The 20,749-nt window shown below is 73.3% G+C and carries 17 protein-coding genes and 1 other RNA gene; 8 read left to right on the forward strand and 10 right to left on the reverse strand.

Annotated elements, in window-relative coordinates:
* Positions 1 to 267: 267 nt before the first annotated feature.
* On the forward strand, positions 268 to 672 hold the full coding sequence (locus CTKZ_RS13640; RefSeq protein WP_124343462.1) for a hypothetical protein: 405 nt from the start codon (positions 268 to 270) through the stop codon (positions 670 to 672).
* Between the two features lie 17 nt (positions 673 to 689).
* On the opposite strand, the gene CTKZ_RS13645 is transcribed toward CTKZ_RS13640, so the two are convergent.
* Positions 690 to 1,589, reverse strand: coding sequence for an HNH endonuclease (locus tag CTKZ_RS13645; protein ID WP_124343463.1), 900 nt, complete (start codon positions 1,587 to 1,589; stop codon positions 690 to 692).
* A gap of 207 nt (positions 1,590 to 1,796) precedes the next feature.
* On the opposite strand from CTKZ_RS13645, the gene CTKZ_RS13650 reads away from it, so the two are divergent.
* Positions 1,797 to 4,565 carry a GDSL-type esterase/lipase family protein gene (locus tag CTKZ_RS13650; protein ID WP_124343464.1) on the forward strand — a complete coding sequence of 923 codons (2,769 nt, stop codon included), beginning with the start codon at positions 1,797 to 1,799 and terminating at the stop codon, positions 4,563 to 4,565.
* Positions 4,566 to 4,976 (forward strand): hypothetical protein, encoded by a 411-nt coding sequence (locus tag CTKZ_RS13655; protein WP_124343465.1) that lies wholly within the window; start codon positions 4,566 to 4,568, stop codon positions 4,974 to 4,976.
* A 7-nt stretch (positions 4,977 to 4,983) separates the two neighbouring features.
* Here CTKZ_RS13655 and CTKZ_RS13660 read toward each other — a convergent pair whose 3' ends face one another.
* A complete protein-coding gene (locus CTKZ_RS13660) occupies positions 4,984 to 5,460 on the reverse strand; it encodes a CoA-binding protein (RefSeq protein WP_124343466.1) in 477 nt (158 codons plus the stop codon).
* A gap of 119 nt (positions 5,461 to 5,579) precedes the next feature.
* The gene (gene arr / locus CTKZ_RS13665; protein ID WP_124343467.1) at positions 5,580 to 6,008 is read right to left on the reverse strand and encodes an NAD(+)--rifampin ADP-ribosyltransferase; all 429 of its coding nucleotides are present in this window, start codon (positions 6,006 to 6,008) and stop codon (positions 5,580 to 5,582) included.
* Between the two features lie 172 nt (positions 6,009 to 6,180).
* Here arr and CTKZ_RS13670 point away from each other — a divergent pair, with 172 nt between their 5' ends.
* On the forward strand, positions 6,181 to 6,798 hold the full coding sequence (locus CTKZ_RS13670) for a TetR/AcrR family transcriptional regulator (RefSeq protein WP_235843478.1): 618 nt from the start codon (positions 6,181 to 6,183) through the stop codon (positions 6,796 to 6,798).
* Between the two features lie 34 nt (positions 6,799 to 6,832).
* Complete coding sequence (gene poxB / locus CTKZ_RS13675; protein WP_124343468.1) at positions 6,833 to 8,551, forward strand: ubiquinone-dependent pyruvate dehydrogenase; 1,719 nt, start codon at positions 6,833 to 6,835, stop codon at positions 8,549 to 8,551.
* A gap of 141 nt (positions 8,552 to 8,692) precedes the next feature.
* On the opposite strand, the gene CTKZ_RS13680 is transcribed toward poxB, so the two are convergent.
* The 3 genes from CTKZ_RS13680 to ssrA form a co-directional block, all read right to left on the reverse strand.
* A complete protein-coding gene (locus tag CTKZ_RS13680) occupies positions 8,693 to 9,418 on the reverse strand; it encodes a hypothetical protein (protein ID WP_124343469.1) in 726 nt (241 codons plus the stop codon).
* Positions 9,419 to 9,426: 8 nt separating this feature from the next.
* Complete coding sequence (locus CTKZ_RS13685; RefSeq protein ID WP_200829750.1) at positions 9,427 to 10,104, reverse strand: helix-turn-helix domain-containing protein; 678 nt, start codon at positions 10,102 to 10,104, stop codon at positions 9,427 to 9,429.
* A 148-nt stretch (positions 10,105 to 10,252) separates the two neighbouring features.
* Positions 10,253 to 10,621, reverse strand: a transfer-messenger RNA (tmRNA) gene (ssrA, locus tag CTKZ_RS13690).
* Positions 10,622 to 10,964: 343 nt separating this feature from the next.
* Here ssrA and CTKZ_RS13695 point away from each other — a divergent pair.
* Both CTKZ_RS13695 and CTKZ_RS13700 read left to right on the forward strand, forming a co-directional pair.
* A complete protein-coding gene (locus CTKZ_RS13695) occupies positions 10,965 to 11,465 on the forward strand; it encodes a DUF6318 family protein (protein WP_124343470.1) in 501 nt (166 codons plus the stop codon).
* Positions 11,466 to 11,662: 197 nt separating this feature from the next.
* Positions 11,663 to 12,379 (forward strand): hypothetical protein, encoded by a 717-nt coding sequence (locus tag CTKZ_RS13700; RefSeq protein WP_124343471.1) that lies wholly within the window; start codon positions 11,663 to 11,665, stop codon positions 12,377 to 12,379.
* A 60-nt stretch (positions 12,380 to 12,439) separates the two neighbouring features.
* Here CTKZ_RS13700 and CTKZ_RS22485 read toward each other — a convergent pair whose 3' ends face one another.
* Positions 12,440 to 14,761: an alpha/beta fold hydrolase gene (locus CTKZ_RS22485; RefSeq protein WP_235843479.1), complete on the reverse strand. Its 2,322-nt coding sequence runs from the start codon at positions 14,759 to 14,761 to the stop codon at positions 12,440 to 12,442.
* 104 nt (positions 14,762 to 14,865) lie between these two features.
* Positions 14,866 to 15,954: a class I SAM-dependent methyltransferase gene (locus tag CTKZ_RS13710; RefSeq protein WP_235843480.1), complete on the reverse strand. Its 1,089-nt coding sequence runs from the start codon at positions 15,952 to 15,954 to the stop codon at positions 14,866 to 14,868.
* A 116-nt stretch (positions 15,955 to 16,070) separates the two neighbouring features.
* Between CTKZ_RS13710 and CTKZ_RS13715 the strand changes: the two genes are divergently transcribed.
* A complete protein-coding gene (locus CTKZ_RS13715) occupies positions 16,071 to 18,797 on the forward strand; it encodes a helix-turn-helix transcriptional regulator (protein ID WP_124343472.1) in 2,727 nt (908 codons plus the stop codon).
* A gap of 11 nt (positions 18,798 to 18,808) precedes the next feature.
* Here the strand turns inward: CTKZ_RS13715 and CTKZ_RS13720 are convergent, their stop codons facing one another.
* Both CTKZ_RS13720 and CTKZ_RS13725 read right to left on the reverse strand, forming a co-directional pair.
* Entirely contained in the window at positions 18,809 to 19,369 is a 561-nt protein-coding gene (locus tag CTKZ_RS13720) for a GNAT family N-acetyltransferase (RefSeq protein WP_124343473.1), read from the reverse strand.
* A 109-nt stretch (positions 19,370 to 19,478) separates the two neighbouring features.
* The coding region (locus tag CTKZ_RS13725) for a S1C family serine protease (protein ID WP_124343474.1) at positions 19,479 to 20,749 on the reverse strand (1,271 nt) is incomplete at its 5' end.

Here is a 20,749-nt window from a genome sequence, read left to right on the forward strand (position 1 = left end):
GCCCTCGAGCTCGCCCGCCGCGGCTCCGGACGCGCGGCCGTCGCGCTGTGCGGCGGTGGCGGCCAGGGCGAGGCGCTGCTGCTCTTCCGCGACCGCGCCTGACGGCGCCCGACGGCGACCGACCGCGGGGGCGAGCGGGCTCCGGCTGGACGGCGGCACCCCCCAGCGGCCGTCCAGCCGGTCGCCACGACCGGGCAGGCGTCCGGTTGCGCCCCGTCCCGGACGGCAGTCCAATGCCAGGACCGGTCTCCTCGAGGAGGTACCACCATGGACACCACCGGCTGGATCATCGTCGCGATCGTCGGCGTCCTGCTCCTGGTCGTCGTCGCGGTCGTGCTGAGCCGACGCCGCGGCGCCCGCAAGGTCGAGGCCGACCGCGCCCGCGCCCAGAAGATCCGCGAGGAGGCGGCCGCCCACCAGGTCGAGGTCCAGCGCCGCGAGGCCGAGGCCGCGCGCATCGACGCCCAGGCACGCCTCGCCCAGGCCGAGGCCGACGCGCGCGCCGCCGACGCCGCCGCGATGCAGAACGAGGCCCGCGCCCGCGCGAGCGAGGCCACCGACGCCCGCGCCGAGCTCGACGAGCGCCTCGGCCAGGCCGACCGCATCGACCCGGACGTCCGCACCGACAACGGTGCTCACACCGACCCGAACCGCCAGGAGCCCCGCGCCTGACGCAGGCCCCACCAGCTTCAGCCCGACCTGTTGGCGGCGAACCTCTCCCAGCGCCATGCGAGCAGGTCACGGGACGGCGCGTCCGCCGGACGCCGCGGCAGCGTGATCCGCTCGCCGTGCATCGCCTGGAGTCCGTGGCGCAGCATCGGTCCGTCGACCTCGTCTAGGAGCTTTCGGTCGAGGTGGACGACGTAGTCGGGGCTCACGCCGAGCATGTCCTGGTCGTACGCCGCGTGATGGATCTTGCAGAGAGCGAGCCCGTTCGTCGTCGTCGGTCGCCCGAGTTCCTCGCCGTCCGGGACGATGTGGGCCGCGTCCAGGAGCGACCCGTGCGCGAGCCGGCACATCGCGCAGCGCGTCTCGTATGCGAGCAGGACTCGCGTGCGGAACGCGGGCTGGTGCAGCCGCTGCCGCGCGAGCCGGAGCCCGTACGCACGCTGGTCGAGCGTCAGGTGCGTGAGGTCGCCCATGTACCGGAACGCCTCGTCGAGCGCGATGACGAAGACCCGCTCCTCGGGATACTCGTCGACCACGTACACGGGCGCTACCGGCGTGTAGTAGTTCGGGACCTCCTTGCGGAACAGAATGAGCGGCATCCCCGTCGTGATTGCGTTCCGCAGCTTCGTGTTGTCGCCGCTGAAGGGGTCCCCCTTTCGATAGGCGTAGTGGAGGAGGCCGTCCTTCTCGCTCTCGATGTCGTCGTACGGGCCGTCGACCGACGACACGATGGCGAGCGTGGAACTGAGACGAGCGGGATTCCGGATGCCGCGTGAGAAATCGATGATGGGCAGCGGCTGACCGTCGAGCGTGAATCGCAGCAGGTCGTCACGGTGCACGAACCCGCCGTTGGCCTCGGCCTTCGCCTGGACCCATCGGATGACCTCGCGACGAATCGCGGCTTCGACGGCGGTGTCCACGGCATCAGCTCACCTGCTTGCGCCGGCTGCGCGCAAGTCACCGTTCGGTCGACGAGCGGCCACACCTTCGGGGCCTCTCTCGCGTGCCTCCATCGACTCGCGGGTGATGTCCCCCGGCGGACGGGTGACGATCGCCCGTCTCGCCCGAAACCGGACAGATCGGGCGTTAGCGTCGCGGCTGCTCCACTCCCCTGCGAAAGGCCCCCGATGCGTCCGCGACGCCCGCTCCTCCACCGCGCCACGGCTGCGGCGACCCTGGCCGCCGTCGCGGCCTCCCTCCTGGTCGCGGTCGGGCTCGCACCCGCGCAGGCGGCGCCGACCGGCGACGCGATCAAGGTCTTGCAGATCGGCGACTCGTACTCGGCGGGCAACGGTGCGGGCGCGTACTACGGGCCGGCGGACTGCTACCGGTCGCACGACAGCTGGGCCGCGGAGTACAGCGAGTGGCTGGCGGACCAGGGCAACCACGTCACGTTCGTGACGCGTGCATGCTCGGGCGCGGTGTCCCAGAACGTGCTGAGCGACCGCAAGATGGACTCGCACCTGGCCTACGTGCCGGGCGGGACGATCGGGCGGACCCAGGAGGAGGGCCTCGCGGCGGCCAAGGCCGCGAAGGTCTGCTCGACGAAGTACGTCGACGAGGAGTACTTCGAGTACTCGGTCGCGATCTGGGACACGGTGCGCGGCACGTTCGCGGTGGACTGCCAGCGGTACCTGCGCGCCCAGATCGAGGCGGTCGGCCGGGACACCGACGTCGTGGTCTTCACGATGGGCGGCAACGACCTGGGCTTCGCGGACATCGTGAAGCAGTGCTTCGCGGTCGGCTTCCGCGACCCGGGCGACTGCCGGGAGAAGGTCACGGACGCGCGCGCCGGGATCGGCCAGCTCGAGGACGACCTGACGGACCTCCTGGGCCGCCTGCGCGACCGGATGCGTCCGGACGCGAAGGTCGTCCTGCTCTCCTACCCGTACCTGTCGAACACGGACTCGTTCGTGCTGCGCAGCCTGCGCGACCGGCTGCCGTTCGTGTCCGGCGACACCTACGACATCGGGCACGAGGTGCGCGCGCTGGGCGACGAGGGTGACGCGGCGCAGCGGGCCGCCGTCGCGCGGGCCAACACGGCCGCGGGAAGGCCGTTCGTGTCCTACGTCGACACGGTCAAGGAGCACTTCGCGGGGCACGAGCCCGACCCGTCGGCGACGAACCGCAACGACGACCGGTGGATCCACGAGTTCGACTCGGTGACGATGGCCGAGTGGTACCACCCCACGACGAAGGGGCACTACGAAGAGTCGACGCTGCTGCGGTCGTCGAGCGTCCCGGGGCGCGTCCCGTCGGCGTCGGCGGGGAGCATCGACCTCGTGTTCGCGATCGACACGACCGGGTCGATGGACTGGGTCCTGCAGTCGGTGAAGGACACCGCGACGCGCATGGTCGACCACCTCGCGGCGAGCTCCGGCTCGTACCGGTTCGCACTCGTCACCTTCCGGGACGACCCCGTCTACACCGGCTGGGACGGTGACTACGCCGCGCGCGTCGACCTGCCGTTCACGTCCGACCCCGACGCGATCCGCACCGCGCTCGCGGGCATGGTGGCGGACGGCGGCGGGGACTGGCCCGAGACCGCGCTGTCCGGCATGCAGGCCGCGATCGACCTGCCGTGGCGGCCGGGCGTCAAGAAGGTCCTGATCCCGATCAGCGACGCGCCCGCGCACGACCCTGAGCCGATGAGCGGCCTCACGTCCGCGACGGTGATCGCGAACGCGCTCGCGGTCGACCCGGTCGAGGTCTACCCGATCGACGTGGGCACGGGTGCGTTCGCGCCGAGCGTCGAGGCCGTCGCCGCCGGGACGGGCGGGTCGACCACGACGTCGCTCGACGTCGCCGAGACCCTCCTGGACACCATCTCGACCGCGATGGACAAGCCGTACGCATGGGTCCAGGGACCGTACGTGGCGCGCGTCGGCGACACGCTGCGCCTGGACGCACGCGGTTCGTACGCGACGACCGGCGACCTGGTCTCGTTCGAGTGGGACCTCGACGGCGACGGCTCGTACGACGTGACGACGTCGACCCCGACGCTCGAGCACACGTTCGGCGCGCTCGTCGACGCGTACCTCGCGGTCCGGGTCACCGACTCCGCGGGCCGCGCGAGCATCGCGACGACACCGCTCGCGATCACGGACGACGGCGACGAGACGCCTGCGGACGTCGACGTCTGCCCGACGGTGGCCGACCCGGGTCAGGAGGACCACGACGGCGACGGCGTCGGCGACGCGTGCGACCCCTCGCCGTTCGTCCTGGAGACGGACCCGGAGGTCGTGGTGTTCGAGGCCGACGACCCGGGCGCGGTGGCGTCGTCGACGGTCTCCGGCGTGGTGTTCGAGGACGCCGACGGCGACGGCCTCCGGGAGGCGGGCGACGCTCCTGCGGCGGGCGTGACGGTGACCCTCACGGGGACCGACGCCGGCGGGGCACCCGTCACGGCGGGTGCGGTCAGCACCGCCGACGGCTCGTGGTCGGTCACCGGCCTGCTGCCCGGCACGTACGTGCTGCGCGCGGCGGGGGCCGTCTCGGCCCGGTCCGGTGCGCCCGTCGCGGCGTCGGGTGCCGGCACCGCAGGCGGGACGGTCGTCGGGACGTCGCTCGAGTCGGTCGTCCTGTCCGGCGTGGGTGCCGGCGTCGAGGCCGTCGGCTTCGGGGTGCGGTCCGCGTCGGGGCCGGCGACGCCGACCTCTCCCCCGACGGGCGCGCCGACGCCGGGCGGTCCCGTCGTCCCGCCGGCCGCGTCCGCGAGCCCCGAGCCGGACTCGGAGGTGCTGGCCGCTGGGCCGTCCGGGTCGTCTCCGCTCGCCACGACGGGCTCCGACGCCGGCGAGGTCCTCCGCTGGGCCATGCTGGCGCTGGCCGTCGGCGCCCTGACCGTCCTCGGGGCGGCCGCGGCGGCCCGACGGACACGTCGTCAGGAGGACTGAGTGCACGCCACGTGGCGCCGCGTGACCGCGACGGTCGTCGCCGTCCTCGCGCTCGCAGCGCTCGTGGCGTGCTCGTCGGGCGACGGGACGCTCGCGCGGCTGCAGTCGGAACCGGTGTGGACGCTCGCGGTGCCCGGCACGACCGTGCAGGACGTCGTGACGCGCGACGGCGGCTCGTCGCTCGGCCAGCGCGTCGTCGCGAAGGCGGCGAAGACGCTCGTGCCCGAGGACGGCGCCACGGCGACCGACGTCGTCGCCGCGCTGACGGCGAGCGCCGAGGACTCCGGCTGGTCGGACCCGAGCGCGACGGACGGCTCGGTGACCTGGACCAAGGTCGTCGACGGCGTGACCTGGTCGCTGTACGTCGGCGAGCAGGACGACGGGGTCCGACTGTCCCTCGACGCCAGCTGACCTGCGCTCAGACCTCGCGCGGGACCCGTCGCGTGAGCGTCATGAGGCGGCACATCACGCGGTGACCGCGGTCCGCGGCCCGCCCGTACATGAGCGGGCAACCGCCGTCGATGACGGTGAGCCCGTGCTCGCGACCGAGCCGCGTGGCGTCATCGTCGACGCTGCCGCGGTCCACCGAGCGGTGCATCCACACCTGCCCGACGCCGAGGTCGATCGCCTCCTGCACGGTCGCCCGCGCGTGCTCGGGCCGGGTCGCGACGACGACCGCGTCGACGCCGCCCGGGATCGCGCCCAGCGTCTCGTACGCCCGGTCACCCTCCACCGTGGCGGCGTGGGGGTTGACCGCGAACACCTCGTACCCCACCTCCCGCAGGCGTCGGTACACGACGTTCGCGCCGTGGCTCTCCGGTGTCCGTGAGACGCCCGTGACGGCGATCCGCCGGGACTCCAGGAACGTGTCCGCTGCGTCTTTGATGCTGGTCATGGTCCGCTCCGCACCGAGTCGTCCCCTCGACGCTAGCGAGGGCGACGGTGCCGTGGCCCGGGACCATCGGCCCGACCTCGGACTCCCCTGCGCGGGGACGTGTCGAGGCGCGCCGGCCGTCAGTCCTCGATCGCCTCGACGCCCTGCCGGTCGAGCTCGTCGAGGTGCGCGCGCATCGTCGCGAGCTGCTCGGGCGGGTGACCGACCCAGTCGGCGATCTCCCCGACGACGCGCACCGGCTCGCGCGTGCGGTACGACCGCGTGGGGTTCCCCGGGAAGCGCTGGTCGGTGACGTTCGGGTCGTCCTCGAGGTCGCCGGTCGGCTCGACCACGTAGATCCGTCCGCGTCCGTCGCCCGCGGCGAGCTCGGCACCCCACGTCGCGGCGTCGAGCGTCTGCGTGACGTAGACGAACCCGGCGGCGCGGCCTGCGCCGTAGTTCGACCGTCGACCGGCCTCGATCAGCGACCCCACGGCCAGGTCGGCCTTGGTGCCGTGCAGGTAGGCGCCGGACTCGTGGACCTCGAACGGGACCGGTGCGTCGGGCATCACAGCCTCCTCGTCGTCGTCGCTCTCGAGTGCACCTTGGCACGTCCGGCACGGTCGCGCGTTCCTGCCGCGTGCACGCGTCGGCAGGTCGTCGCCGGGCGTCGCCGTCGGGCGTCGTGACGTCGACCACGTCGGCGTGCCGTCCGCGCGAGGCAGGCTTATTGTGGACAACGTGTCCAGTAATTCGTCGTCACCGCGCGCCGGACGCCCCCGCTCCGAGCGGACCCGGCACGCGATCCTCGACGCCGCGACCGACCTCGCGCTCGAGGGCGGCCGGGTCCCGACGATCGACGCGGTCGCGTCGCGCGCCGGCGTCTCCCGGACGACGATCTACAAGTGGTGGCCGTCGTCGGCCGCGGTGCTCGCCGAAGGGCTGCTCGACCGGTTCCACGAGAGCATCGAGTTCGACGACGCGCTCCCCGTCCGTGAGGCGCTGACGCTCCAGGTCGACGCCCTCGTCACGCTGCTGCGCGACACCCCCGCCGGGCAGCTCGTCCGCCAGCTCCTCGCGGCGGCCGCGAGCGACCGCGCGCTGGGCCTCGCGATGCTCGAGCGCTGGCTCGAACCGCGCCGCGCGACCGCGGCGCACCACCTGGAGCGCGGCGTCCAGCAGGGCGGCGTCCGCGCCGACGTCGACACCACGCTCGTCGTCGACGCGCTGTTCGCCCCCGTCTACCACCGGCTCGTCTGGGGCCACGCCCCGCTCGACGACAACCTCGCCCGCCAGGTCTGCGACCTCGTCTGGCCGGCCGTCGCCGCGCCGACCACCGCACCCACCGCCGCGTCCTGACCTCCGCGACGACACCACCACCGAGAGAAGGACCATGACCACCGTCGCCAAGAACATCGTCGACACCCTCGTCGCCACGGGCGTGAAGCGCGTGTACGGCATCCCCGGGGACTCGCTCAACGGCTTCACGGACGCGCTGCGCGGCTCGGGCATCGACTGGGTGCACGTGCGTCACGAGGAGGCCGCCGCGTTCGCCGCCGGTGCCGAGGCCGCCCTCACGGGCGAGCTCGCCGTCGCGGTCGGCAGCGCCGGCCCGGGCAACCTGCACCTCATCAACGGCCTCTACGACGCGCAGCGCTCGCGCGTCCCCGTCCTGGCGATCGCCGCGCACATCCCCACCGAGGAGATCGGCAGCGGCTACTTCCAGGAGACGCACCCGCAGGAGCTGTTCCGCGAGGCGTCGGTCTTTTCCGAGTACGTCTCGTCGCCCACCCAGATGCCGCGCATCCTGCGCACCGCGATCCAGACGGCGCTCGAGAAGCGCGGCGTCGCCGTCGTCGTCATCCCCGGCGACATCGCCCTGTCCGAGGCGCTCGACACCACCGCGACCCCGGTCCGCGCGACGCGTCCGCGCGTGCTGCCGTCGTCGTCCGAGCTCGACGAGGCGGCCGCGCTCCTGAGCGACGCCAAGCGCGTGACGATCCTCGCGGGAGCCGGCGCCGAGCACGCCCACGACCAGGTCGTCGCACTGGCGGGCACGCTCGCCGCGCCCGTCGTGCACACCCTGCGGTCCAAGCAGTTCGTCGAGCACGACAACCCGTACGACGTCGGCATGACCGGCCTGCTGGGCTTCGCCTCCGGGTACAAGGCGATGGAGGCCGCCGACACGCTGATCATGCTCGGCACCGACTTCCCCTACCGGGCGTTCATCCCCGAGAAGGCGAAGGTCGTCCAGATCGACCTGCGCGGCGAGCACCTCGGTCGCCGCACACCGCTCGCCCTCGGCCTCGTCGGCGACGTCGCCGAGACCGTCGACGCGCTCCTCCCCCTGCTCCCGCAGCAGACCGACCGCGAGCACCTCGACGAGGCCCTCGCCCACTACGCCAAGACGCGCACCAAGCTCGACGACCTCGCCACCCCGCGCAAGGGCACGCAGCCGCTGCACCCGCAGTACGTCGCCCGCGTGATCGACGAGCTCGCCGCCGACGACGCCGTCTTCATCCCCGACGTCGGCTCCCCCGTCATCTGGGCCGCCCGCTACCTGCGCATGAACGGCCGGCGCTCGCTCATCGGGTCCTTCATCCACGGATCGATGGCCAACGCGCTCCCCCAGGCCGTCGGTGCCGCCGCCGCGACCGGCCGTCAGGTCGTCGCGCTCTCCGGTGACGGCGGCGTCGCGATGCTCCTCGGCGAGCTCCTGACCCTCACGCAGAACCGCCTGCCCGTGAAGGTCGTCGTCTTCAACAACGCGTCCCTCAACTTCGTCGAGCTCGAGATGAAGGCCGCCGGCTTCGTCACCAACGCCACCGACCTCGAGAACCCGAGCTTCGCCGCGATCGCCGAGGCCGCCGGGCTCAAGGCGTTCCGCGTCGACGCGTCCGCCGACCTGCACGGGGCGCTGAAGGAGGCGTTCGCCTACGACGGGCCCGCGCTGATCGACGTCGTCACCGAGCGGCAGGAGCTCACCATCCCGCCGTCGGTCAAGCTCGACCAGGCCAAGGGCTTCGCGCTCTACGCCCTGCGCACGCTCCTGTCCGGCCGCGGCGACGAGCTCCTCGACCTCACCCGCGCCAACCTCCGCCAGGTCTTCTGACACTGCGTGACGAACGACGGGCCCACGGACGCGGTGGGCCCGTCGTCGTGTCCGAGCGGCTCCACGCCGTGAGCCGCCGTCGACTCCCGTTCCGGCCGAGGAGCGGCACCTGAGGCCGGCACACGCGTTCGAGTCCGCGGCCTACACCTCGAGGCCGAGCGCGAGCCGGAGCGCGTAGACGCCGTCCTGCGCACCGTCGACCGAGAGCAACGAGCGGCGACTCTTCGCGATGGCTCCCAGCATCCCGTGCAGATGATCGCGGTCCCTCCTCGTCGCCGCGTCGACGCGGTCAGCGGGTTCGATCAGCGTCGTCAGCACGAGGAAGTCGTCGAGGTGTCGCGCCCGAGCGGTGTCCAACGTGACCGTGTGCGCCGCAGCCTTCGCCACCAGGGCACCCAGCAGGCTCGGTCGTCGCACCGTCCCGTGACGCTCCCCGACGGTGACCCGCAGGTTCTCGGACCGGTCCAGCGCCTGCTGCGCACCGGGCGTCTCCAGCGTCGTCCCGCCACGTGCGCCCCTGCGCTGAGCGGCCCGCTCGCCGACATGCCGCGGGATGAGCACGTCGATCTGCGCGTCGCCCTTGACCCACCGGTGCTGATGCCCGGTCGGCGACGTACCGGCGGGGACGAATCCGAGACGGTCGAGAACGGTCGTGAACGTCATGAGGATGCCCGGGTCGCTCGGCTCTCCTCGGACGTCCAGCACGGCGTCCAGGTCGTCGGTCGGCCGCATCGGTGACCGCCCTCGCTCGGCGCACCACAGGTGCACCATCTGGCCGCCGACGAGCGTCCAGCCCGAGGGGTGCGAGTCGTACACGTCGAACAGCGCGTGCCATCCAGCCCGCTGCGACTCTCGCATGACGGGCATCACGACGCTCACGCTCCGCCCGTGGCGAGGGTCTCCTGGATGAGGGCGCCTGCGCGCGCCAGCGCCCTGGGCTCGTCATGCTCGGCCAGGTCCGCCGCCAGGACGAGGCGAGGCACCGGCCGGGGAGGCAGCTCGTCGACGACGTGCAGTACGACGTTCGCCGCGACGCCTCCCGGCCGCAGCAGAAACTCGCGCCGCACGGCGTCCAGGTCGACGGCCCGGACGTATCCCTCCACGAGGTTGCCCGCGGCGATGCCGGCACGCACGTCCGACAACCCCGACGGTACGACCCGCTCGTCGTCGAGCATCCCGTGCGGCGCACGGGCCTCGAACACCTGACGGCGCGCGCGCGAGCTGACCCACGACGCCAGCAGCTGCTCGGGTTCCGCGTCGTGCACGAGTCGGTTGCGCCGTTGACGCCACCGATATGCCTCGTCCGGCGCGTAGTCGTCCGGGGCGACGTCCGCGAGGATTGCCCAGGCGACGTCCGGGACCATCGGCCGGACGCGGCGTGGACGCGACGGGAGCGACGCGGCCTCGACGAGCCACTGCCGCCCGACTTGCCGGGCATGCAGACGGCCGGCCTCGATCAGCTGGCGCACGCGTCGCGGCGACACCTCGAGGAGCTCCGCAGCCTCGGCCACCGACACTTCCATAGGCACAACCCTACCGCTCAAGGAAGCCATGTGCCTATGCCTCGGCGCTGCAACAGCCCGTCATCGGCAGCCGAGGCGGCGGTACGTCGCTGATCAGATGCCGGGAGGACGCACGGGGAAGCGAACGGATGTCCACGAACGACGAAGGGACCCATCCGTGCGGATGAGTCCCTTCGAGCTGTGGAGGTGGCGGGAATCGAACCCGCGTCCGATGACGTGGAACCAGGGATTCTCCGGGTGCAGTCCGTGATGGATTTTCTCGGCCTCCACCACTCCCACGGACGAGAAGGTGGACAGGCCCAGTCAGCTAGAAGTCCCGATCCTCACACTGACGATGAGGACCAGCAGTGGCTCTCTAGATGACGCCGGGAACTAAGTCGAGAGCGTACTTAGGCCGACGGACTTCGAGGCTCGCTCAGGCGGCGAGGGCGAAGTCGGTGCGCTTGTTATCGGCACCTATGATTTGCACGGAGCGTTGACGAGATAACCGTGCGTCCTCGACCCGCTTCTCCTGGCTCGACGATCACCGTCGAAACCGATCACCCCCATGTTCAGTTTTCAAGCTGCCGGCCCGAGTCTCACCTGCGGAGCGGCACGGACCAGCCTACTGCCCCAACGCCGCCCCCGTCGCACTGATTCCCGGGCGGACGGCTGCAGCGGCACTCGACGGCCGGGGCGACCGGGCTGTGGATGACGCTCCCGCCGAGATGTCCGATTCGACTACCTTCGCCCCCATGTCGAACCGCGCAAGGGGGCACGGCCGAACCCGTACGGCCATCATGGCAGTCGCCGCAGCGTTCGTCGTCGTCACAGCGGCAGCTTGCACGGCCGGGCCACCTCCAGATGATCCTGTGTCGTCTCAACCTCAGACCACGCCGCGCGCACCCGTGATGACCCCGATGCCGACGCCGACTCAGGACACGCCGGGGACCCTCGCCGCTCTGCAAGATGGCGCGAAGCCCGCGCGTCCCGCCGCCTTGGATCTGCCACCGACCGTCGAGGGCTCGGCGGCGGTCGCCGCGTACTTCGTTCAACTCTTTCCCTACGCAGTACAGACGAACGACGTGGCGGAGTTCGCGGCCCTCAGCCATGCCGAGTGTGCGTTCTGCAGCAGCACCCAGGCCGACATCGCGCGACAGATCGGGAGAGGCGAACACACCGTCGGGGGCGGTATCGCTGTTTCCGCACTCAGTTCCACCGAGGTCGTGCCAGAGAAGCACTTCGCCGTGCACCTCACCATCGACGAAGCGCCGTCGCACGAAGAGAACGAGTTCGGGATGGTCGTGAAGGACCACCCTGAGCACGAGACGTTCTCGGTCGAGATGGCGATCCTCTACGAGGGCGGGCGATGGCTGGTGCGGGCCGTTGATACTGAGCCGGTCAGCACGTGAGGCGTGCACGACTACTCGTCTCACTCGTCGCGGTCGCGATCGTCGTCTGCACACCCGCGGTGGCTAGGGCCGCAGAATGGGGTGGCCAGGCCGACGGGGGCGCCTACGCGTTCAATGCATTCGAAGCCCAGGAGGAATATCAGCGCTCAGGAGCCGCTGATCCGGCACGCGCGACGACCAGGTACGCACGAGCGCCGATGTGCAACATGTCGACCGGCGGCGGCACGGAGATGGGCGACGCGGACGACGCCTTCGGTGAGGGCGACAGCGACGGCGACGGACGCATCGCGTGCGGACCCTCGAACACGACGGTTCCCGTCCCCGTCTGCGTCGACGGGCCGCCCGTACTCCCGCTCTGGCGGCAGACGCGGGCTGAGTTCACAGACCCGTGGCCGGCCGAGTGGACGCTCGCGTTGGGGTACTCGTGCCCCGAGGACGCCGTGCCGACGATGAGCGCGGCGGACTTCCGGCGGTTGCCGTTGGCGGCGCCCGTGCTGCGGTTGCAGCCGGACCGAGGGTGGGTGCTGGTCAACAAGGAGACGGTCGTCATGACGGATCCTGCCGAGCAGACGCTGCGGACCGACCTGCTCGGGTACGGGGTCGATGTCGTGGCGACGCCCGCGAGCTACCGGTACGACTTCGGCGACGGGTCCGCGGATCTGGTCACGACCAGCCCGGGGCATGCTTGGCCGGACCACGACACGTACCACTTCTATGAGCGGCTCGGCACGGTGCAGGTCACGCTCACGACGACGTGGAAGGGCCGGTACCGCGTCGACGGGACGACGGTGTGGCGCGACATCAACGGCACCGCGACGACGTCGACGACGAGCGCACCGTTCACCGTCGAGGAGCGACGGTCGCGACTGGTCGACGACCTGTGCACGGACATCCCGAAGCCGGACGACTGCTGACGACCGCTGACGCAGCGGGGCCGCGACTGGTCGTGCCGCTACAGCGGGCACGGACGCGTCTCAGACGAGGTCGGCCAGCAGGTCGGCGGCGCGGGCGGCGCCGTCGGTCTCGACCGGACGGTAGGCGACCTCGCGACTCGCCTCCTTGGCGATCGCCTCGGCCAGGCCGTCGGGGTCGATGGCCTCCTCGTAGGGCAGATGGCGGCCGGCCTCGTAGCGGTCGAGGCGGGAACGGACGTGGAACGTCTGCTCGAAGTGGTGGCGGAGCGGAACGTAGACGAACGGCTTGCGCAGGGCGGTGAGCTCCATGCAGGTCGTGAGGCCGCCCTGCACGACAGCGACGTCGCACGCGGCCGACAGCCGGTAGAGGTCGGGCACGTATCCCAGCACGGTTGCGCCCTCCGGTGCGGGCAGGGACGCCGGGTCGATCCGCGGGCCGGCGACCACGACGAACCGCAGGTCTGGTGCGAGCGCCCGAGCGGTCGGCACGGCGTCGAGGACGCGCCGCAGCATCGGGACACCGACGCCGGAGCCGCCGACGGTCACGACGCACAGCCGCTCGTCGGGTCCGACACCGAGTTCCGCGCGCACCGCTGGCGCCTCCACAGCGGCAGCGGCCGGGTCGAAGCCCGTCACGTAGCCGGCGAACGAGAAGTTCGCCGCGGTCCAGGACCGGATCGACGGCAGGTCCGGGCCGAAGGGCTGGTCGACGACGTCGTCGGGCGAGCCGACGAACACCGACCGGTCGCGCACCCGCGCGAACCGAGCACGTTGCTCGATCATCTCGGCGTTGTAGTCGGCGGTCAGCGCGGCCTCGTGCGCTCCTCCGTCGGGCATCGGCAGCCAGCCGACGAAGTCCGTCATCCACGCGAACGCGAACCGCTTGAGCTCGGGGTTCTCGTGCAGGAAGTAGTCGACGTCCCACGCCTCGTCCCCGACGACCAGGTCGTAGTCGCCGCCCTCGACGACGTCGGAGAACACCATGAAGTTGTGCACGAGGATCTCGTCCATGTGCCGGATCGCCTGGAACGCGTGCAGGTCGTGCTCGCCGGCCTCGTGCTCGACGTGCCCGGACTCGTTGCGCAGCCACGCGGACGCCGGGTGGACGCGCTCGCCGTGCTGGGCGAGGACGCGAGTCACGGGGTGCTGCGCGAGCCAGTCGATCTCCAGGTCGGGTCGACGCTCGCGGAGCGCGGCGGCGATCGCGACGTCACGCTGGGCGTGCCCGAGGCCGATCGGGGACGACAGGTAGAGCACGCGACGTCGACGGTTGCGGGCACGGGTCCAGGTGCGCCGGACGAGGGCGTCCGCGGCTCCGGCTCCGGCGACGCGGGTCGGCGCGGCGCGTCCGTCGTCGGCGGGACCTGTCCGGGACCTGTCGGCGTCGACTGCCGACCCGACGGACGACGCGGACGGGATCACCACGGGTCCTTCGACGCGCGGTGCGCCGGAAGGACCGGCGACGCGTTCGACGAACGAGCGGATGAGGTGGTTCGTCTTCACGGGGTCACGCGCGGGCGGGCCGTGGCCGGCGCCGTCGAGCACGACGAGCGACCCGCGCGTCAGCTCGGCGAGCCGCTCGCCGAACGCGAGAGGACGGATGCGGTCGTCCGACCCGTGGACGACGAGCACGGGGCAGGTCACGTCGCGTGTGAGCGGCACGATCGACTCGCACACGGCGCCGTCGCACCCGAGCCGACCGGCCGTCGTGTCGGCCAGCACCGACGGCGTGATCTCGTGCGCCCACCCGACGCAGTCCTCGATCTGCTTCGTCGAGTGCGGCTCGGGGAACATGCGCCGGAAGAAGAAGTCGACGAAGTCGTCATACCCGCCGCCCAGCCAGTAGTGCTTGTTGTACTTCGCCCAGCCGTGCGTCGTGTCGAGGGGACGGTCCCAGGGCACCTCGTCACGACCAGGGGTCGCGACGTCGAGCCCGCACGACGGGGCGATCGCGACGATGCCGCGCACGCGTGACGGGTGCCGGGCGGCGTGGTGGACGGCCCAGGCAGCACCGCACGACAAGGTCACCAGCACGGGCGCGTCCGTCGACGTCGCGTCGAGGACCGCGAGCAGGTCGGCCGCGTACTCGGTGTCGGTGTAGGCCGCGGCACCGGCGGGTCGCGACGACGCGCCGCTCCCCCGCCCGTCGAACGTGACGACGCGGAAGTGCCGCGCGAGGTAGCCGACCTGCAGTTTCCAGAACCTCGACGGCACGATCGACCACGTCGGCACGAGCACCACGGTGGGGACGGACGCGTCGTGGTGGTCCCCGTAGACGGCCCAGGCGATCCGCACGTCGCCGCGCGTCGCGACGCCCTCGACGTCGGGATCGGCGGCGCGGCTGGGGTGGTGCCCGGGCGTGGCCCGGGGGCCGTGGCTCACAGACGCAGTCTGCGCCGCCACGGCCCCCAGGTCACCCCCTCGCCCCCGACCGACCGCACCGGCGGCCTGGGGCGCACCCGACGGGCGCGAGGCTCGCGAACTGCTCACGGCCGGATCTCGAACACGTTGTTGAACGGCGTCGCAGCAGCGGTCCGGAAGGAGCCACCGAACCCACCGGCGGTCGCGACGTCGCGGATGCGCGCGGGTCCGGCCTGCGTGCCGAGCGCGAGGCCGACGTCCTGCGACAGCGACGCGGGCGTGCACAGGAGCGTCGAGAAGCCGTAGTACGTGCGGCCGACGGGGTTGAGGTTGTCCTCGACGCGGTCGCCGGCCTTGGGCTCGACGACCATCCAGGTGCCGTCGTCGGCGAGCGCCTGGCGGACGTACCGCGCGGCGCCGACGGGGTCGCCCATGTCGTGCAGGCAGTCGAACATCGCGACGAGGTCGAACCCCTGCCCGGTGAACTCGGTGGCCGACGCGACCTCGAACGTCACGCGGTCCGCGACGCCGGCCTCCTCGGCCCGGGCCCGCGCGACCGCGATGGACGCCGCGTGGTAGTCGGACCCGACGAACGTCGAGCTCGGGAACGCCTGCGCCATGAGGATCGTCGACGCACCGTGCCCGCAGCCGACGTCGGCCACGCGCGCCCCGGCGGTCAGCTTCTCCACGACGCCGGACAGGGCCGGGAGCCACTCGTTCAGCAGGTGCCCGTTGTACATCGTGCGGAAGAACCGCTCGCACCCGTGGTGCACGTCGGCGTTGTGCGCGTGCCACCCGAGCCCGTCGCCGTCGGTCGCGGCGGTGAGGATCTCCGGCGCGTCGCGCACGGTGCCGGCGGCGAGCTGGAAGAACCCCGGCAGGTACGCGGGGCTGGTCGGGTCGGCGAGCGCGGCCGCGTGCTCGGCGGGCAGGGTGTAGCGGCGCGTCGACGGGTCGTACTCGACGTAGCCGCCGGCGGCCTGCGCCGACAGCCACTCGCGCGCGTACGGCTCGGCGGTCGCGGTGCGCTCCGCGAGCGACGCGGGGGTGATCGGCTCGCCGTCGGCCATCGTGCGGTAGTAGCCGAGCTTGTCGCCCATGACGACGAGCGCGGTGTTGAGCGTGGCGCCGACCTCGTCGACGGCACGGAAGACGAAGGACATGAGCTTGTCGGGGTCGATGGTGCGCTGCGGCGCGTCGGCCTGGAGGGTCACGGTGGTGCTCCTTGTTCGAGAGACGTCGTGGACGGGAATGTCCGGGTTCGAGACTTGCGGGGCGCACGACCGCGTCGCATCAGGGGGTCCCCCTGGGGTCTCCCTAGAGTGGGACGGTGCTGGTCGGCCGCGAGCACGAGCGCCAGGTGATCCGCTCCCTGGCGGCCGGCGCGCGCGTCGGGCGGGGCGGCACGCTCGTCGTGGTCGGCGAGGCGGGCATCGGCAAGTCGGCGCTGCTGCACGACGCCGCCGACGACGCGGCCGCGCACGGCATGACCACGCTGCGCGCGCAGGGCGTCGTCGGCGAGCGCGACGTCCCGTTCGGCGGCCTGCTGCAGCTGCTGCGCCCGGTGCTCGACCACCTCGACGGGTTGCCCGCACCGCAGGCGGACGCGCTCGGGGCGGCGCTCGCGCTGCGGCCCGGGTCGGCGAGCGAGCGGTTCGCCGTCGGCGCGGGGGTCCTCGGTCTGCTGAGCCGGGCCGCGGAGGACGCGCCACTCGCGCTCGTGGTCGACGACGCGCACCTCCTCGACGCACCGACCGCGCACGCGCTCACGTTCGCGGCGCGCCGCCTCACCGCGGACCCCGTCGTCGTCCTGCTCGCGATCCGGGCGGGGCAGCCGTCGACCGTCATGGAGGCCGGCCTGCCGACGATGACCCTCACGGGGCTCCCGGACGACGACGCGGACGCGCTGCTGCGCAGCGTCGGTCGCCGGCTGCCGCTGCCGGAGCGCGAGCGTCTGCTCGTCGCGACGGGCGGCAACCCGCTCGCGTTGCTCGAGCTCCCCGACGACAGCACGCTCGGCGCACTGCCGGACGGGGCTCCCATCCCGGTCCCGGCGTCCCTCGCGCGTGCGTTCGCGGCCCGTGCCGACGCGCTGTCCCCGGCAGCCCGGACCGCGCTCCTCGTCGCGTCGGCGGCCGCGGGCGAGCCCGTGGCGACGGCGGCCGCGTGCCTGCATCTCGGCGTCGACGTCGCCGACCTCGACGGCGCGGCGACGGCCGGGCTGGTCACGGTCGACGCGGGACGCGTCGCGTTCCGCCACGACCTCGTGCGGTCGGCGGTTTGGACGGAGGCGTCGCCCGCCGAGCGTCGCGAGGTGCACCGCGCGCTCGCCGCGGTCGTCCCGCCCGGTGACCTGGACCGACGGGCCTGGCACCTCGACGAGGCCACCACGACGCCCGACGAGGCCGTCGCCGCGGTCCTGGACGCGGCCGCGACGGCCGCCCGCGACCGTGGTGCGCACGCCGTCGCCGCCGCCGGCTTCGAACGTGCGGCCACGCTGACCCCCGACGCCGCCGATCGCGCGCGACGTCTCGTCATGGCCGCCGAGTCGGCCTGGCGGGCGGGCCAGGCGGAGTTCGCGCTCGACCTGCTCGCGGCGTCGTCGGCCCTCCCCCGCACGCCCGACCTCGTGCTCCGTGCCGCGGCGCTCGAGGGGGCCGTCACCGCACGGACCGGATCCGTCGAGCGCGCGCGCGACGTGCTCGTCGCGGCCGGGGCGACCGCGCAGGACCCCGACGTCGCCGTGCCGCTGCTCGCCGAGGGCGTCCTCGCGGCGCAGTTCGCGGGCGACATGGCGACCGCCGCCGACGCGGGCCGACGCATCGAGGGCCTGCTGCCGGACCTGCGCACGGACCGCGCGCGGTGGCTCGGGTCGATGGCCGTCGGCGTCGCGGACATCCTCACCGGGACGGGCGGCCCCGACCGTCTGCACGACGCGACCGCGCACGTCGCGGACGACCCCGCGCTGCTCGAGGACCCCGCGCTCGCGCCGTGGCTCGTCATCGGGCCGCTCTACCTGCGCGAGGAGGGCACGGCGCGCGCCGTCATCCCGACCGTCGTCGCGCACCTGCGCCGCCGCGCCGACCTGGGCGTGCTGCCGATGCTGCTGTTCTACGTCGCGCGCGACCAGGCCACGACGGACCGCTGGAACGACGCCGCCGCCACGTACACCGAGGGGGTGGGGCTCGCGCGCGAGGCCGGGCAGGCGTCGGACCTGGCCGCCGGGCTCGCGGGCCTGGCGTGGCTCGAGGCGCGGCAGGGCGCGGTCGACGCGTGCCGCGCGCACGCCGCCGAGGCGCTCGACCTCGCGACCTCGCTGCACCTCGGCTTCTTCCGTGCGTGGGCGATGGCCGCGTTGGGCGACCTCGCGCTCGGCACCGGCGACGCGCAGGAGGCCCTCGACACGTACCTGCGGCTTGTCGCGCTGCTGGTCGAGCTGGGCTTCGGGGACGTCGACGTGTCACCCGCCGCGGACATGGTCGACGCGCTCGTCCGTCTGGACCGCGTCGCCGACGCCGTGCCGGTCGCGGACGACCTCGCGCGCCGCGCGCAGGAGAAGGGGCAGCCGTGGTCCGTCGCGCGGGCGGCACGCGCCCGCGGGCTGGTCGCGGCCGACGCCGAGGTCGACACGTGGTTCGGGGCCGCACTGGCCGCGCACGCGCGGACCCCCGACGTCTTCGAGACGGCGCGCACGCAGCTCGCGTACGGGTCACGCCTGCGTCGGGCACGTCGGCGGACCGACGCGCGCACGCACCTGCGTGAGGCGCTCACGACGTTCGACGCGCTCGGCGCCGCACCGTGGGCCGATCAGGCGGTCGCCGAGCTGCGCGCCACCGGGGCGACCGCGCACCGTCGCGACGTCACGGGCCTCGACCACCTGACGCCGCAGGAGCTGCAGGTCGCCCGCACGCTCGCCGCGGGCCGCACGACGCGCGAGGCGGCGGCCGCGCTGTTCCTCAGCCCGAAGACGATCGAGTACCACCTGCGCAACGTCTACACGAAGCTCGGTGTGCGGACCCGTGCGGACCTGGCGACGGCGCTCGCCGACCGGGCGTGACGGCGCCCCACTCAGAGCTCGCGACGGACGACCACGCGCGGACGGCCCCCTGACCGCCCCGAGGTGGGCGCGACGACGACGAAGCCGCCCGCCTCGAACAGCTCGACGCTGCCCACGTACCCGGAGATCAGGTCGACGCGGCTGCCCCCGGCCTCGATCGGGTAGCCCTCGACGACCTCTGCGCCGTGCGCCCGCGCGTGGTCCACCGCACCGGCGAGCAGGACGTGCATCAGGCCGCGCTTGCGGAACGGCGGCCGGACGACGAAGCAGACGACGCTCCACGGGTCGCGGTCGTCGACGAACGGGATCGTCCGCGAGCGCATGAGCCGCCTGTACGTCGAGCGCGGAGCCACCGAGCACCAGCCCGCGGGCTCGTCGTCGACGTACGCGAGGACGCCCGGCCCGGGATCCGTCGCGCACTGCTGCCGCATGTAGTCCGCACGCTGGTCGTTCGGCACCGACGAGTCGCGGTACGCGGTGCACCAGCAACCGCCGGCGGTCGGGCTCTTCGTGCCGACGACCAGACGGAAGTCGTCGAAGCGCCCGTGCGCGGGGCGGACGTCGGTCGTCATCGCCCCAGGGTAGGGACGACGTCCGACGCGCGCGCCGACGGGCGGTGCCGTCCCCTCCCGCGGCACCGCCCGTCCTCTGCGCCGGCCGACCGGCATCGGCCGTCCCCGGTCAGCCGACCGGGCCCTGCGCCAGCGTGACCGCGGCCTCGGTCGAGGTGCCCGTCGCGACGGACGTCCACGTGAGCGTGACCGTGTCGCCCGGCGCGTGGCCCGCGAGCGCCGCGGCGAGCGCGTCGGCGCTGGTCACCGCGGTCCCGTCGACCGCCGTGATGACGTCGCCCGCAGCGAGTCCGGCCGTGGCCGCGGGGGTCCCGTCGAGGACGCCCGCGACGCGTGCGCCCGTGCCGTCGTCGGCGCCGAGCCCGATGCCGAGGAACGCCGGGTGGCCGAGGACGACGCCGTCGCCCGCGTGCCCGGCCTCGATCTGCTGCACGACCGCGACCGCGTCGACGATGTCGACCGCGTACGCGACCGTCGCCGTGCCGCCGACCGAGGCGGCCGTCGTCATGCCCACGACCTCGCCCTCGTCGTCCAGGACCGGGCCGCCCGAGTCGCCGCCGACGACGGCCGCGGAGAACTCCAGCAGCCCGCTCAGCGTCTCGGAGCCGCCCGACGAGGACGTCGACGCGGTCATGGTCTCGTCAGTGCCGGTGACCTCGCCCGACGCCGCCACGAGGTCGCCCGTGCCCTCGGCGTTGCCGACGGCCGTGACCGTGTCGCCGACCTGCACGCCGCCGTCGTCGTCGAGCGTGACCGTCGCCAGCCCCGAGGCGTCCGCGAGCTGCAGCAGCGCGACGTCGGCGGACGCGTCGTATCCGACGACCGTCGCCTCGTACGTCTGCCCCGTCGACTCGACGGTGACGCTGATCGAGGTCGCACCCTCGACGACGTGGTGGTTCGTCAGGACGAGCCCGTCCGTCGTCAGCACCATGCCGGTGCCGGCCGACTCGCCGCCCTGGTAGCCCAGCGTGCTGGTGATCGTCACGACGCCGACCTGCTGCGCGTCGCTCGCGGGGGTCGCGGTCTGCGCGCTCGTCGTGCCCGTGCCGCTGCCGTCGTCGCTCGCACCCGGACCCGTGCGACCCCCCGGCGCTTGGCCGTCCAGCAGGTCGGGCATCGTCGGTCGCGCACCGTCGGACCACGGCCGCGACGGCCACTCGGCGTCCGACACCTGGGTGCGGTCGTGCCCGTCCAGCACGCTCGTGATCCCCCACGCCGCGCCCCCACCGACCACCAGACCGAGCGCGAGCGCGCCCGCGACCACACCGGCGGCGGCGCCGCGGCGCACGCTCAGCGGCGGCTTGGGCGTCCGGGGCCCGCCGGGCGCAGCGGCGGTCGGTGCGCGGAACGGCCCGAAGCTGGCCCCCGGCGGGTACGGAC

It is taken from the genome of Cellulomonas algicola (genome assembly GCF_003851725.1).
GTDB classification, from domain to species: domain Bacteria; phylum Actinomycetota; class Actinomycetes; order Actinomycetales; family Cellulomonadaceae; genus Cellulomonas; species Cellulomonas algicola.